Genomic DNA, 15,120 nt, shown 5'->3' with positions numbered 1-15,120 from the left:
TCAATTTAAGTAGGATGAAAACTGTTTTAATTTACCACTTTTTGAACGAACCAATTGCTCTTGCCTTTCAAAACTTATAGTTAGTCCTTTTTCCAAGTATTTTTCCATTTCAATTGTAATATTTTTTATTTTATCATTACTCAAAATATCATCGCTAACATATAAAATTTTAAAAGCATTTATTTCATGTTGTTCAATTATAAATTCTTTGACATTACCGTCATTCTCAATAATGCTTTTTGTAACATAGTAAAAAGTCAATCCGGGCGCTTTTTTCCCGCTTGGTAAAATTGCAATATCATTTGTTCGACCAATTAACTTTTCAAGAATTGGTTTTTTAATAGTACTTTCTTTTGATAGCACTCCTATATCCCCAATATCATACCGGATAAAAGGTTGTGATTTGTTAAAAAGCGAGGTAATTACTATTCTACCTTCTTCTCCAAAAGAAACGGGATTATTATTTTTATCAAGTATCTCTACAAAAAGCGTTTCGCCATTAACAATCCATTTCTTATTGATATTTTCAAAGGCAATTAAGTCTAATTCAGATGCGCCATATTCATTAATTACAGGTACACCAAATTGTTTTTGCAAAAGAATTCTATCCAAGTCAAAAAGAATTTCAGAAGTTACTATACAGACTTTTAGAGATGGGCAAATAGTTTTAAGTACTATTGTTTTTCTTTCTAAGAATTTAGCAAATTGAACAATAGAACTGGTATAGCCGTTTAGATATTCAAACTCATAAGTCTTAAAAGTTTTTAACCAACTCTCTAAAGCTTCATCGCTTAGGTCAAAAACATTAAATCTAATTCGGTTTCCAACAAAGTCTTTTAATTTTTCTATGTAGTACCCTTTTTTGTTTATAGGAATACCATAAAAGCGGGCCTGTTTAGATGTGTTAAAATTAATATGATGCCATCCAAATCTATTTTGAATAACGGCCCAGGTTAAAGCATGACAGTATTTGTCTTTTGAAAAAATAAAAGGCTGCCCTGAAGCTCCTGAAGTTTTATCTATATAAACATTTTTTTTAGTAAACCCTTCGGAAAAGAGAGATTCTAGAGGATATTGTAAATCTGCTTTGGTCATTACTGGAACACTTTTCCAAGCTTCAATATTGGCGTTTTTAGCAAACTCTTTATAAAAATTATTATGTTTTAAATGATAAGAAACAATATCTTTTTTCTTCTTTTCAATATAAGTGGCGTACTCCTTTTCATTGATATTTTGAATATCAATTAAATGTTGTTTTGCTTTTTCTAAAGGAAAGCCCTTAAGTTTTAATGAGAAGTCAAATAAGTTCACTGGTCAAACAAATATTTGTAAAGTAACTAAAAAATATTCGTGAATTAGAGGCATTAATTCTATTTTTGCATAATCAAAAAATAATACAATGAATATCTTAGTTTTAGGGTCGGGAGGAAGAGAACATACATTTGCTTGGAAAATAGCCCAAAGTCCGTTATGCAACGAATTATATGTGGCTCCTGGTAATTCAGGCACTGCTGAAGTGGCTACTAATGTAAATATTGGGGTTACTGATTTTGATGCTATTAAAACTCTTGTTTTAGATAAACAAATTGATTTAGTCGTTGTTGGACCGGAAGATCCATTAGTAAAAGGAGTTCATGATTATTTTTTGAATGATAACCAATTGAAAGATGTACCTGTTATAGGTCCTCAAAAAGCAGCAGCAGAGTTAGAAGGCAGTAAAGAGTTTGCAAAGGAGTTTATGTACAGACATAATATACCAACGGCAGGCTATGAAAGCTTCACAAAGGACTCTGTTGAACAAGGTTTTGCTTTTTTAGACACTTTACAACCTCCTTATGTGTTAAAGGCTGATGGACTAGCAGCTGGGAAAGGAGTGGTTATTTTAAATGATTTAGACGAAGCTAAAGCAGAACTAAAAAGTATGCTTGTTGATGCTAAGTTTGGAGAAGCAAGTACCAAGGTTGTAATTGAAGAGTTTCTAGATGGCATTGAATTAAGTTGTTTTGTTCTTACTGATGGCGAGAATTATAAAATACTACCTACTGCTAAAGACTATAAACGTATTGGTGAAGGAGATACTGGTTTAAATACTGGTGGAATGGGAGCTGTTTCCCCAGTTCCTTTTGCAACAGACGAGTTTTTAAATAAGATTGAAGAACGTATTGTAAAACCTACTATTGAAGGATTCAAAAAGGACAAGTTACCTTATGTTGGATTTGTTTTCATTGGCCTTATTAAAGTTGGTGATGATCCTAAAGTCATTGAGTATAATGTTAGAATGGGTGACCCGGAAACTGAAGTTGTATTCCCAAGACTTAAGAATGATTTAGTTGAAATACTTCAAGCTATGGGTAATGGAACGCTAGATACTATTGATATTGATATAGATGAGCGTGCTGCTACAACTATCATGGTAGTATCAGGTGGATATCCTGAAGCTTATGAAAAAGGAAAAGAAATTACTGGAATTGAGACCATTGAAGACTCTATTCCCTTTCATGCAGGGGCACAATTAAAAGACGGAAAAGTTGTAACCTCTGGCGGTCGTGTAATAGCAATAACTTCTTATGGTGGCACCTATAAAGAGGCCATAAAAAAATCTTACCAAAGTATAGAAAAGTTTAACTTTGATAAGATGTATTATCGTAAAGATATAGGCTTCGACTTATAAATAAGAGTGCGAAGAAATACTTTTATCTTCTTCGTTATTATCGTTAAATATTTTTAGTTCCTTCATCCAATAGATGATAGCAACTAGTCCAATAACAGCAAAAATCCACGAAATTACATTGGCTAACCACCAATTATCTAATTCTAATACTCTTAATGCATCATAAGGAGCAAATAGAACATCAACAAATAAATCTTGTATTGCGTAAAAGAAATCTTTCATAGTTAGTATATTTACAGGGCAAAAATACAAAAACAGTTAATGATAACAAGTATTTTTAGTAAATCTAAGCCAATAAATTTTATCATTGTTTTTTTTGTTATGCTTTTAGCTTTTTTAGTGGCTAGATTAGAGCTGACAAAAGAATCAATTACCATGCTTTTTATTGGTAAACAATTAGTACTTCTTTTTACATGTTACCTTTCAATTTTACTTTTAAATTTTATTGTTAGTAAGAACAGTTTAACTAAGCAAAACAACTACGAAATCTTACTGTTTAGTTTGTTTTTACTATTAATTCCTTCGACAACAATTAATGCGAATATTCTTTTTTCTAACTTTTTTGTATTGTTGAGTTTAAGACGTATTATGAGTTTGCGTTCTCAACGTAGTGAAAAGCAAAAATTGTTTGATGCTGCTTTTTGGATAGCCATTGCATCATTGTTTTACTTTTGGTCAATTTTATTTTTTGCATTAATTCCTATTGCTCTTGCCCTTTATACTGATAATAATATTAAACACTGGGTAATACCTTTTATTGGTGTAGCAACTGTTTTTGTTATATCAGTAGCGATATCATTATTTTTTTATGATAGTTTTTTCGATATTTTGAATATCTCTCCAGAATTAAGCTATGATTTTAATAGCTATGACTCCACCCGGTTTATTGTAGCAATAACCTTATTATTGTCTTTTGGAGTATGGTCTTCGGTATTCTATTTACAGAACATCAAAAAACAAAAGAAAGCCTATAGAGCTTCTTTTAAAATAATAATTTTGGCTGCTGTGTTTGCTTTTTTTATTGTATTTCAAGCCCCTAATAAGAACGGAAGTGAGTTCTTATTTTTATTTGCCCCATTGGCTATAATTATTACTAATTATGTTGAAACTATTAAAGAAAAATGGTTTAAAGAAGTCTTTTTATCAACTTTAGTGGTGATGCCAATTGTACTATTAGTGCTGCAGCTTTTCGCCAAAAGCTAAGTCGCCGGCATCACCTAAACCAGGAATAATATATCCTTTGTCATTTAATGTTTCGTCAATTGCGGCAATCCATAAATGGGAGTTGCTTTCAAAGCTATTTTGAACGAAATCAACACCATGTTGCGCACCAATTACACTTACTAAATGAATTTCTTTTGGTGTTCCAAAAGGTTTTAAAGCTTCAAAGGTAGCTACCATAGATTGACCAGTTGCAAGCATAGGATCTGCCAAAACAAGTGTTTTTCCCTCTAAATTAGGGCATGCCAAGTATTCAACTATAATCTCAAAACTTTCAGGATTGTCTTTATGATGTCTATATGCAGATATAAAGGCGTTTTCAGCGTTATCAAAGTAGTTTAATAACCCATTATGTAAAGGAACACCAGCCCTTAATACAGAACACAAAACAATGTCATTTTCCATTAGGTTAATATCAGAATTCCCTAAAGGTGTTTCAACTGAATTAGATTGATAATTTAATGATTTACTCAATTCATACCCCAAAATCTCACCTATGCGTTCTATGTTTCTTCTAAAGCGCATTCGGTCATTTTGAATATTAATATTTCTAATTTCTGAAAGGAATGTATTTAGGATAGAATTTTGCTGTGAGATGTTATGAATTTGCATAAAAACAGGGTATTGTTTGAATAGTAAAGTTATTAAATTAAAGTATATTTGTAGTTAAAATTTAGTACATCATGTTTACAAGTAAAGCCAATAAAATTTTTCAAGAAGTTATTGAAGAATACCATAAAATTGATTCAGTAGATCAGCCTTTTAACAATCCTTATACCAAGGATAGTTTATTAGAGCATTTGTTATATAGAAAATGTTGGATAGATACTGTTCAGTGGCATTATGAAGACATTATTAGAGATCCTCAAATTGACCCTGTGGCAGCATTAACTTTGAAAAGACAAATAGATGCTTCTAACCAAGATAGGACTGATATGGTGGAATATGTTGATGGTTATTTTTTAGAAAAGTATAAAGACGTAACTGTAAAAGATGATGCAACTATCAACACAGAAAGTCCAGCATGGGGAATTGATAGATTATCTATTTTGGCACTGAAAGTTTACCATATGAATGAAGAAGCAACACGTACAGATGCTTCTGATGCGCATAGAGGTGCTTGCCAAAAGAAATTAGATGTATTATTAGAGCAACGCGTAGACTTGTCTACAGCTATTGATACTCTTTTAAGCGATATTGAAAAAGGCGATAAGTACATGAAGGTATACAAACAGATGAAGATGTATAATGATGATGAGTTAAACCCTGTACTACGCTCTCAAAAGTAAATTCTTGTGTAAATACAATCTCATCTTAAGTTGAGATGCCTAAAAAACAACCTGAACATATATTAGTAATTCGTCTTTCTGCCATGGGAGATGTTGCTATGACTGTGCCAGTTTTAAGGGCTTTGGTTCAACAACATCCCGAAGTTAAGGTTACAGTACTAACAAGGCCATTCTTTGCACCATTCTTTTGGAGTTTATCTAAAGTTGAAGTCTATCCTGTAGATTTAAAAGGAAAACATAAAGGTGTTTTAGGGTTATTCAAGCTTTCAAAGGAACTAAGGAAGTTAAAAGTTGATGCGGTAGCCGATTTACATAATGTTTTAAGAAGCAATATTTTAAAGCTCTTTTTAACTGGGAAGCCATTTATTCAGATTAAAAAGGGGAGAAAAGAGAAGAATGATTTAATTACAGGAAAGTTTTTTAAACCATTAAAAACAACGCATCAACGTTATGCTGATGTATTTGGAAAACTTGGTTTAAAAATTGATTTATCAACCCCCAATTTTCCTGATAATGTTAAATTGAATGGAAAGCTTGAAGGTTTATTGGGTAATCTTTCTAAAAAGAAAATTGGGATTGCGCCTTTTGCAGCTCATGAAAGTAAGATGTATCCATTAGATTTAATGGAAGAGGTTATTGCGAATCTTTCTAAGGAATATCATATCGTTTTATTTGGTGGAGGTAAAAAGGAAATAGAAGTTTTGAGCAGTATGGAAAACAAGTTTGAGAACGTTGTAAACGTTGCTGGCAATCTATCTTTAAACGAAGAATTAGATCTTATTTCCAATTTAGACGTCATGCTTTCAATGGATTCTGGTAATGGACATATTGCTGCTATGTTAGGTGTTAAAACTGTTACTATTTGGGGCGTAACACATCCTTATGCTGGATTTGTTCCTTTCAATCAACCAGAAGATTATGCATTATTATCAGACAGGAAAAAGTTTCCTGAAATCCCAACCTCTGTTTATGGGAATAAGTTCCCAGAATCGTACAAAGAAGCAACTAGAAGTATCTCTCCAAAGGATGTGATAAGGAAGATTAAAAATTTAGTTTAGAGAATTCAAAAATTTATAAATATGAGACTTGTAAAACGATTATTAAAATTTGTTATTTGGGTAATTGTATTTGGTGGTTTTGCAACTTTTGTGGGATATCATTATTTAAAAAGCACTTCTGAAGATTTTATTTCTGCTGATGAGTTTGAAGAATTAGCGGGTAGGATAGAATTTGCAGACAATTTACCAGAACGATTTTATGAGTTATATGAAGAAGCTTACCCAAAGGTTCTATCTACTAGTTTAAATAAGCAATTAGTAAAAGGCTTTTTTGCAAAAAACTATGTTAAAAGCCCAAGTATATTGGCTTCAACCATTTCTAAATTTAGTAGAAAAGATGGTGATAGCACTAGCATTTCTAGAAAAAAAGCCTATGTATTAGCTTGGAAACTTGAGGATAGAAGAACCCAAAAAGAATGTTTGAACTGGGCGCTGCATAACTACCAGTTTACTATTGATTTTAAAGGAATAAATCAAGTAGCTCAATTTTATTTTGCAAAACCTCTTGAGAATCTTACCGATCAAGAATTTAAAGATATAATTGCTTTAATGAAAAAACCTAGCCTCGTAAGTCTTCCAAAAAGAGGACCATTAGGAACTCATTAAACTATTAATTAACAAAGGATTTCACTTTATTTTGAAATTGTAAATAAATCCTGATAGTCATTGTTATTGGCAATGAAAATATATTTGTTGTTTTTTCCATTGACTAAGACCATATTTCTTACATCCTTATCAGCGAAAAACCCTGATTCTTGATGAGTTAAATATGTATAATTACCTTTGCCGTCACTTAATAAAACATGGCCTGTTCCTGCATCAGCCTTGGTAGTTTCTACCTCGGACTGATAATTATTTCCAGCTAAAATTAAATCATCATTTCCATCATTATTCAAATCATATGATAAAATACTATTAATTGGTGACGCTTGAACGGAATTAGAAAAAGGCATAAATTCAAATCCTTTTTCACCATTATTTACAAAAATACCTGATCTAAATTCGGTAGCCTTATAGTTTAAAGCTACACCGAGTCTTTTTCCTAAAATGCCTTCAAGGTTTTTACTCGCGAATTCATTATAATTAGGTATTTTTTGAGCTAAATGAGGTATTTGTTGCGTCATACATGTTTTCCCTCTTATTGGAACTTCTTCTCCGTTATATTCTTTAGCAAGAATTACATCTTCTGTCCCATTAAAATCGAAATCTGTAGAATAGATTTGAAAAGGTTTTTCTGGTGAAGCATGAAACTTATAGTTAAGCCCTAAATTTCCTGCTATGATATCTATATCTCCATCATTGTCAAAATCTGTGGCCAGCAATCTATTCCACCAACCAACATGAGATGATAATTCTTCATAAGCTTTGTTCTTAACCAATTTATTGTCCTGATTAATAAAAACATCAACACCTAACCATTCACCTGTAACAATTAAATCGACTTTATTATCACCATTAATATCACTCCAAACTGCATCAGTTACTAATCCAATATTTTTTAATTCCGCACCTAACTCATCCGTTTTATCATTAAAAACGCCATTTTCATTAACCAATAAGTAGCTTAACGGAGGTTGAGGGTACTTACCAGGTATTACTCTTCCCCCAACAAATAAATCAATATCTCCATCATTATCATAATCAAAAGGAGCTACAGAACTTCCAGCAGATTTAATTTCAGGTAAGGCGTCAAATTTTTTTGTGAAAATTCCAGATCCATCGTTTAAATAAAGAATATCTTGAAGTGCTGAAGGATAACCATAATACTCATAGCTTCCATGTGAAACATAAAGATCTTCATCTCCATCTCCGTCAGCATCTAGGAAAGCTGCTCCCACATCTTCATATCTTTTATCCGCTATAAATGATTCATTCTTTTTAATGTTAAAAGTTCCGCCACTATTTCCTAATAATAATTTACCTGGCTGACCGTTTGCTCCACCAATGAAAATATCCTCAATACCATCATTGTTTACATCAGATTTAGCTAAAGCAGGACCTAATTGAGATAATTTATGAGGTAGTAAAACCTGTAAATCATAATCATTAAAGTATGGGTCTGTATGCTTGTAAGATGATTTTAGTTTTGTTAAAAGCGGCTTGCTTTTAGAAGTTGGTGCCGTATCTTCTTTTAGTGCAGCATCAGCATAGGATATTGATAAAAGTGCATTAGGCTTCACATTCTGTAAGGTTTGCGTCTTTCCGTCTAGCCATTTAATTGTAACTTGTTTAATAGCATTGTCTTTAGCTAAGCCAAAATGAACAATGTTTGAAACTGAAGATAAAAATCCCTTGGTATTGGTTAATTGCCTAGTTTGAATATTACCATCTACTTGTTCAAGTGTTATGGTAGACCCTAAACCATTCTTATTTTTATCTGGGCCATTTAAGTCAATTTTCAAATAGTTGCCAGAATTGAATTCTATTGCATTGTTTTTTAAAATTGTAGCCTCATCATTAATGTTGTTTACTACAATATCTAAGTCACCATCATTATCTAAATCGGCATAGGTGGCACCGTTAGAAAACGTTGGTGAAGAATCTACCCAATTATTTGAGGTGTTTTCAAAAGTTAAATCACCATTATTTTTATAAAAATAGTTTGTGAGTTTTTGTTGAGGCATCATTTTAGAAAATCTTAGAAAGTCTTCATCTGTTGGTTTTCTACCATTTTCTCTAAGGATTCTTAGAGTTTCATTATGAACATCTCTATCTAAAACATCTCTAAAAACGCCATTGGTAATGTACATGTCATTGAAACCGTCTAAATCAAAATCTGCTGATAAGATGGACCAACTCCAATCTGTATCTGCTACCCCAGACATTTTTGAAATTTCACTAAAAGTACCATTACCATTATTTAATTGGAGCATATTGTGCATGTACTGGTAGTGATAATCATTATCAACCATTTGCTCAAATTGACTAACCGATGTCATGGACATGGTGGTTTTTGACCTTACATAATCTTCTGGGTTCATATCTAAAGTCATTAAATCAAAATAACCATCATTATTAATATCGGTAAAATCACTGCCCATACTATTGTATGAAATGTGCTTGAACATCTCATTTCTAGATTCAGTGAACGTACCATCTCCATTATTAATATAAACTAAGTCAGGATAGTCAAAATCATTACACACATAAATATCTTGCCACCCATCATTGTTTAAATCACCCACTTGAGGGTTTAAGCCAAAACCAAGATCAAATTGTAATTTCGCTTTTCTGGATACATCAGTAAAATGACCTGTTCCGTCGTTCCTAAACAGCTTGTCACAGCCTTTTAATTCAAGGTTTTTAGCATCTTTATATGTAGGCCTTAAATCTTGAACTTTACTTTTTCCTTCAATATCTGGCGAGTTAGAAACATATAAGTCTAAATCATTATCATTGTCATAATCAAAAAATGTAGCGTGTATAGTTCTACTATCATCATCTAAACCTAATTCTTTTGCCTTTTCGGTAAATGTGTTGTTCCCGTTATTAATGTATAGTAGATTAGCGAATTTATTATCATCATCCTGCCATCCACCACGTGACACGTAAATATCAAGAAAACCATCATTATTTACGTCGGCCATGGTTACTCCTGTATTGAAGCCTTTAATATTCTTTATACCGGCACTTTCTGTTATATCTTGAAACTTAAACGAACCTTTGTTTAGGTATAATTTATCTTCATCTTGATTGGATGTAAAGTATAAATCTATTAAACCATCGTTATTTATATCCCCAGCCGCAACACCACCACCAATGTAGGTATACAAATATTGGAAGTAGTTTGATTCCAAAGTTTCTTCTAGTGTGTTTATAAAATCAATACCAGATTCAGAAGAATTAATTGTAGTGAATAATTTGGGTTGTTTATCTTCTAAAGTAGTTGTCTCCTGAGTTTGTTCTACGTCTTTTTTACAAGAGACAATATGGAGAAACAAAAGAGAAATTACTGTAAAGAAAAAAGGTCTTGATCTAAACGAAAATATTGAAGATGAAAGCATGATTTATAGGGTTCTGTAAAGAGAAAATTGTTTCAGCTAATTTACAAAATTGTTGTCGCTAATGATAATTAGTTTAAAACTAATATTTAAGGTTTTTTAAATTAAAAAAGCGGTTAGATTTTTAAAATCTAACCGCTTTTTAGTGTTATCTAAAATAATTTTTAGTTACCTAAACCTGGAAGTAATTCCACTTCTCTAATTGGAATAGGTGCAAAGTAATTATCAGTACCTGTAGAACCAATAACATCATTTTGTACCGAGATAATTCCACCATTAACAACATCTGGAGTTACCTGAGGATCTCTGTTAGCAAATGCATCAGCAACAAGCTCTAAACGAACTAAGTCATTCCAACGAATCCACTCACCAGCTAATTCCCATTTACGTTCTGTAACTGTTAAATCAGCTAAATTTCCACTAGTTACATCTTGATATGTTAAAGTTGGGTGGTCTTCCCAAGCAGTGTCGTCAACATTTCTAACACGTTGAGGAACGGCAGATGCGTAACTTGCATTATAATCAAGTCCAGCAGCTCTTCTTCTTACTTTGTTAAGAGCTTCCCAAGACGCTGCATTAGCGCTTCCTGCACGTGCAGAAGCTTCAGCATAAATTAATAGAACTTCAGCATATCTCATATAGTAGTCACTTCTGTCAGAGAAATGTCTTCCTAGCGCATAATCATCTTCTGTGGCTGGTCCAACAATTTTTCTAAACACAGGAGTTACTTGATCACTAAAGTTTACCCAATCAGCATCCATTCTGTATGTGGCATTTTTTCTAGCACCTTCTGGGAAATCTTCAAAATATCTGATTTCAGCAAAAGTTTCACCCCATCCTTGTTTATCTGATGGCCATCCTAATCTTGCAAATTTACCATTACGTGTTCCACATGACACACAATAAACTATGGTCCAAACAGACTCGTTAGTATATCTACCAGCCATACTCCACATATCACCAGGATTCTCATCTAATTGAAATCCATGGGCTGCAGCATTGTTTATAACATCTTGAGCAGTACTTGCTGCAAGCGCATATTTAGAGGTATCTCTTAAAGGAAACCCTGCCCAGTCCATATATAATCTAGCTAACATAGATTTAGCTGAACCAGAATTAGGTCTTGGAGCACCGCCATTGGCTAATCCAGGATAAATATCTGGTAATAAGTTTGCCGCTTGTAAGAAATCTGATTCTATTTGAGCATAAACTTCTTCTTGAGACCCTAAACCAATTTCAAAATCGATATCTGGTGTGGTAGGAATAGCAATTCTACCATGTTCACGTGCTAAATGGAAAAACATAGCCCCTCTTAAGAAATAAATCTCTCCCAAAAGTCTATTTTGTTCAGCTTCTTCACCAACAAATTGGGTGTCACCTATGTTTTTAAGTACCGTGTTGGCATTAAAAATCATACCGTAGATGTTTCTCCAGTTATCTTGGTACCTACTATTTTCATTAGTAATGGCTCTTTGGTCTGCTTCTCTAAAATCAGCCTTATTACTTGCTTTGTGTGTAGTAATATCATCACCAGACCAACCATTTACATAGAACGTAGACCATTGAGAGGCGTTTCTTAAACTAGCATAAATACCAGTTACCCCTAGTCTAAGTTCCGAAATATCTGTATAAGCTCCTGGTGCTAATTGCACTTCACCAGGGTTTTCTTCTAATGGCACGCAACTTTGAAAGCCCAATGCCAAAACCATAGAGGCTACTACTAAAGAAAATAGACCTTTTAGGTTTTTAAAATTTGTGTATTTTTTCATAATCTATCTTTTTTTTAATTTTTTAATCTAAATTTCACTCCTACATTATAAACGCGTGGATTAGGATAAGCCCCTATGTCTATACCAGGTGCCGCATCTACAGTTCCATTATTGTTTGCTGGTCTAGAAGTAAGCTCTGGATCATATCCTTCATAGTCTGTAATTAAAAATAAATTTTGACCACCAGCATATACTTTAATAGAATCAAATCCTTTAACATCGTTAAAAGTATAGCCAATATTAAGGTTTGCTAATCTAACAAAACCACCGTTTTCAATATATCTAGTTGATCCATAATCATTTTCACCTCCAGCAGGTATATCTGTTTCATTAGTCGAAGTCCATTGATTTAATTGCATTGGATGACCAAAACTTCTTTGGTTACCTGTGGCACCAACAATGGTTCCTTTAAATGCATTTAACATTTCGTTGCCATGAGACCCTTGAAAGAAGAAGTTTAAATCCCAATCTTTATAAGCTAAAGTATTGTTCCAGCCCCAAAGCATTGTAGGTGTACCGTTACCTATTACACTAATAACACGGTCTCCGTTAGCATCTCTTAAATACTTGGCATCACCAGGTGCTCTGTTAAATTGAGCAGCTTCAGCAGCTTCAGATGTTTTCCAAGTTCCTAAGAACGTTGAACCTTGAATTTGCCCTAATGGTTGCCCTAATTGGAAAACGTTCCAAGTTCTACCTTGACCATCGATACTACCAAACTGACCTTGTATTTCCTCAAGCGTGTTACCTAATGGATCAAGACCTAAGTCAACAATTTTGTTTTTAACAAAAGACATACTTAAATTAGAGTCCCAACTAAAGTTGTCATTTTTAACAATGGTTGCTCCAATTGCAATATCAATCCCTGAATTTTCTACTTCACCAACATTTTGTATTTGTGATTTACTAGGTCCTACTAAAGTGGCAGGAATAGGAACTGCTAATAATAAATCTGTAGTACTCTTTGTGTACCAATCTAAGCTAACATCAATTTTGCCATCAAGTATTCCAAAATCAACTCCAACGTTGGTTTGCGTGGTAGTTTCCCAAGTAGTATTAGCATTACCGATGTTACCTACTGTAGAACCAACTTCTCTTACTGCACCATCAAAGGCATAAACACTACCTAAACTTACAGAATCAAATGTACTATAAATACCTATATTTTGGTTACCTACTTGCCCCCATCCAGCTCTCACCTTTAAAGAACTAAATAAGCCGCTATCTTGAATAAAAGAAGAGTCGGTTAAATTATAAGACCCAGCAAATGAATAGAAAGTACCCCATTTATTGTCGCCTTGAAATCTTGAAGACCCATCACGACGAACGGTACCAGTTAAAAATAATTTTTCGTTAAAATTATATTCTAAACGTCCCATTACAGATTCTATTGAATTTTCAGTTTTATTGTTATTCCAGTCAATACCTGAATTTAACTCAGCTAAATAATAACTTAAAGGACCTGTTAAGTTATCTAAATTTAGATTAAGAACTTTACCAACACCTTCTTGGAATTCATAAACCCCTGTTAATTTGAAGTTGTGATTATTAAGAGATTTATTATAAGTAACAATATTACTCACCTGATGATTTCTTGATGTGTTACCATTGTAAGCGGCATCTGTTTCACCATAATCTCTAGTAATTCTCTCTTGCGTTCTGTTGTATGTACTAGCACCTGCAATTAACGTATAGTTTAAGTTTTCTAAGATATCATAGCTCACATTTACATTTGTATTTAATCTATCTTGAACTTCTTGAATATCACTTTGATGTAATCTAGCAATTGGGTTGTAATTTAAAGATGCTAAAGATCTTGTTGAACCTTCATTCCAGTTTCCATCTGCATCTCTTAAAGGAGTTGTAGGATCCCAAGTAACAGCATGTGCCACTAAACTTCCTTGAAAACGGCTAAATGAGTTAATGTCGTTTTCAGAAGTAGCTCTACTTCCAAAAATATTAACTCCAATTTTAAGTTTGTCTGTAATTTGAGAGCTCACGTTTGCTCTTATTGAATATCTTTCATAACCTGTAGTAATTACAATACCTTCTTGATTTGAATAGTTTCCAGAAACAAAGTAATTCACATTTTCATTACCTCCACTATAAGATAATTGAACGTTACTAGTCATTGCCGTTTGAAATAATTCTTTTTGGTAATCTACACCACCAATTTGATCTAAGGCTTGAATTTCTGATAAAGGGATAAACTCATTTCCTCTTAGCTGATTTTCAATTCTTGCAAAATCTCCGGCTCTAGAACCTTGTAAAGTTGGAAGGAAATCTGGCACTTCAGAAAAAGATGTAAACATGTCAACATCTAATTTCCCTTTACCAGAACCTTTTTTGGTAGATATTAAGATTACCCCATTTGCACCTCGAGAACCATAAATGGCCGTTGCCGATGCATCTTTCAATATGTCTAATGTTGCAATATCATTAGGGTTTAATGTTCTTAAATCTCCACCAATAATACCATCAATAACAACTAAAGGATCGTTGTTACCAGTAATAGAGTTTGTACCTCTAATACGAATTTTTACAGGGGCACCAGGAGCACCACTTTGTTTTGCAACCGTTACACCGGCAGCTCTACCTTGTAGGGCGTCTTCAACCCTAGTCATTGGTTGATCTTCGAATGCTTGTGAAGTCACCCTTGAAACCGCACCAGTTATATCACTCTTTTTAGCAGTACCATAACCAATAACTACAACTTCATCAAGTTGAGCAGCGTCCTCTACCAAAGTAACCGTAATTGATGTTTGGTCGCCAACAGTAACAGATTGCGTTACATAACCTAAGAATGAGATTTCAAGTACATCAGATGACGATGCAGAAATACTAAAATTACCGTCAAAGTCAGTCACAGAACCTTTAGAGGTACCTTTTACAAGTACATTGGCTCCTGGAATACCAACTCCAGATTCGTCAACGACTGTACCGCTAACTGTTTGTTGAGCTGAAGTTTCCTGAAAGCTCATTAAAGCTAAAACCAGCCCAAAAATAGAGCAAGCCCTTAGCAACTTAGAAAATTGTTTTTTCATAATTGTTTAGTTTTAGTTGAAAAAAATTGAATATTAAATTTAAGCTTTTACTCAAAAAAGTTAAATA

The 15,120-nt window shown here is 33.2% G+C and carries 11 protein-coding genes; 5 read left to right on the top strand and 6 right to left on the bottom strand.

Features of this window, described 5'->3' with window-relative positions; translation table 11 throughout:
• Positions 1-1,311 carry a phenylacetate--CoA ligase family protein gene (locus FUA22_RS11295; RefSeq protein ID WP_147768383.1) on the bottom strand — a complete coding sequence of 437 codons (1,311 nt, stop codon included), beginning with the start codon at positions 1,309-1,311 and terminating at the stop codon, positions 1-3.
• A gap of 88 nt (positions 1,312-1,399) precedes the next feature.
• Between FUA22_RS11295 and purD the strand changes: the two genes are divergently transcribed.
• Positions 1,400-2,671 (top strand): phosphoribosylamine--glycine ligase, encoded by a 1,272-nt coding sequence (gene purD / locus FUA22_RS11290; RefSeq protein ID WP_147768381.1) that lies wholly within the window; start codon positions 1,400-1,402, stop codon positions 2,669-2,671.
• Here purD and FUA22_RS11285 read toward each other — a convergent pair.
• Positions 2,666-2,893, bottom strand: coding sequence for a DUF6341 family protein (locus FUA22_RS11285; RefSeq protein ID WP_147768379.1), 228 nt, complete (start codon positions 2,891-2,893; stop codon positions 2,666-2,668). The two genes, purD and FUA22_RS11285, sit on opposite strands and share 6 nt — an antisense overlap.
• A 39-nt stretch (positions 2,894-2,932) precedes the next feature.
• On the opposite strand from FUA22_RS11285, the gene FUA22_RS11280 reads away from it, so the two are divergent.
• Positions 2,933-3,874, top strand: a complete 942-nt coding sequence (locus tag FUA22_RS11280; protein WP_147768378.1) for a DUF6427 family protein — start codon at positions 2,933-2,935, stop codon at positions 3,872-3,874.
• Here FUA22_RS11280 and upp read toward each other — a convergent pair.
• Positions 3,845-4,504: a uracil phosphoribosyltransferase gene (upp, locus tag FUA22_RS11275; RefSeq protein ID WP_147768375.1), complete on the bottom strand. Its 660-nt coding sequence runs from the start codon at positions 4,502-4,504 to the stop codon at positions 3,845-3,847. The two genes, FUA22_RS11280 and upp, sit on opposite strands and share 30 nt — an antisense overlap.
• A 71-nt stretch (positions 4,505-4,575) precedes the next feature.
• Here upp and FUA22_RS11270 point away from each other — a divergent pair, with 71 nt between their 5' ends.
• The 3 genes from FUA22_RS11270 to FUA22_RS11260 are packed head-to-tail and all read left to right on the top strand — an operon-like array spanning position 4,576 to position 6,845.
• Positions 4,576-5,181 carry a DUF4254 domain-containing protein gene (locus FUA22_RS11270; protein WP_147768373.1) on the top strand — a complete coding sequence of 202 codons (606 nt, stop codon included), beginning with the start codon at positions 4,576-4,578 and terminating at the stop codon, positions 5,179-5,181.
• 35 nt (positions 5,182-5,216) lie between these two features.
• On the top strand, positions 5,217-6,239 hold the full coding sequence (locus tag FUA22_RS11265) for a glycosyltransferase family 9 protein (protein WP_241664813.1): 1,023 nt from the start codon (positions 5,217-5,219) through the stop codon (positions 6,237-6,239).
• 21 nt (positions 6,240-6,260) lie between these two features.
• A complete protein-coding gene (locus tag FUA22_RS11260) occupies positions 6,261-6,845 on the top strand; it encodes a transglycosylase domain-containing protein (RefSeq protein WP_147768371.1) in 585 nt (194 codons plus the stop codon).
• A gap of 26 nt (positions 6,846-6,871) precedes the next feature.
• Here FUA22_RS11260 and FUA22_RS11255 read toward each other — a convergent pair whose 3' ends face one another.
• The 3 genes from FUA22_RS11255 to FUA22_RS11245 all read right to left on the bottom strand — a co-directional run bounded on the left by FUA22_RS11255 (position 6,872) and on the right by FUA22_RS11245 (position 15,053).
• Entirely contained in the window at positions 6,872-10,243 is a 3,372-nt protein-coding gene (locus FUA22_RS11255) for a VCBS repeat-containing protein (protein ID WP_147768369.1), read from the bottom strand.
• Between the two features lie 161 nt (positions 10,244-10,404).
• Positions 10,405-12,009 (bottom strand): RagB/SusD family nutrient uptake outer membrane protein, encoded by a 1,605-nt coding sequence (locus FUA22_RS11250; protein WP_147768367.1) that lies wholly within the window; start codon positions 12,007-12,009, stop codon positions 10,405-10,407.
• 14 nt (positions 12,010-12,023) lie between these two features.
• On the bottom strand, positions 12,024-15,053 hold the full coding sequence (locus FUA22_RS11245) for a SusC/RagA family TonB-linked outer membrane protein (protein ID WP_147768365.1): 3,030 nt from the start codon (positions 15,051-15,053) through the stop codon (positions 12,024-12,026).
• Positions 15,054-15,120 lie beyond the last annotated feature (67 nt).

The sequence above is a fragment of the Seonamhaeicola maritimus genome (assembly GCF_008056315.1).
Lineage (GTDB): Bacteria > Bacteroidota > Bacteroidia > Flavobacteriales > Flavobacteriaceae > Seonamhaeicola > Seonamhaeicola maritimus.
This window is presented reverse-complemented; position numbering and strand designations above follow the sequence as displayed.

Excerpts from the sequence above, each read along its gene's own strand:
- FUA22_RS11250 (WP_147768367.1), bottom strand. The coding sequence starts at position 12,009 with ATGAAAAAATACACAAATTTTAAAAACCTAAAAGGTCTATTTTCTTTA.
- FUA22_RS11280 (WP_147768378.1), top strand. The coding sequence starts at position 2,933 with ATGATAACAAGTATTTTTAGTAAATCTAAGCCAATAAATTTTATCATT.
- FUA22_RS11270 (WP_147768373.1), top strand. The coding sequence starts at position 4,576 with ATGTTTACAAGTAAAGCCAATAAAATTTTTCAAGAAGTTATTGAAGAA.
- purD (WP_147768381.1), top strand. The coding sequence starts at position 1,400 with ATGAATATCTTAGTTTTAGGGTCGGGAGGAAGAGAACATACATTTGCT.
- upp (WP_147768375.1), bottom strand. The coding sequence starts at position 4,504 with ATGCAAATTCATAACATCTCACAGCAAAATTCTATCCTAAATACATTC.
- FUA22_RS11255 (WP_147768369.1), bottom strand. The coding sequence starts at position 10,243 with ATGCTTTCATCTTCAATATTTTCGTTTAGATCAAGACCTTTTTTCTTT.
- FUA22_RS11260 (WP_147768371.1), top strand. The coding sequence starts at position 6,261 with ATGAGACTTGTAAAACGATTATTAAAATTTGTTATTTGGGTAATTGTA.
- FUA22_RS11265 (WP_241664813.1), top strand. The coding sequence starts at position 5,217 with ATGCCTAAAAAACAACCTGAACATATATTAGTAATTCGTCTTTCTGCC.
- FUA22_RS11245 (WP_147768365.1), bottom strand. The coding sequence starts at position 15,053 with ATGAAAAAACAATTTTCTAAGTTGCTAAGGGCTTGCTCTATTTTTGGG.
- FUA22_RS11285 (WP_147768379.1), bottom strand. The coding sequence starts at position 2,893 with ATGAAAGATTTCTTTTACGCAATACAAGATTTATTTGTTGATGTTCTA.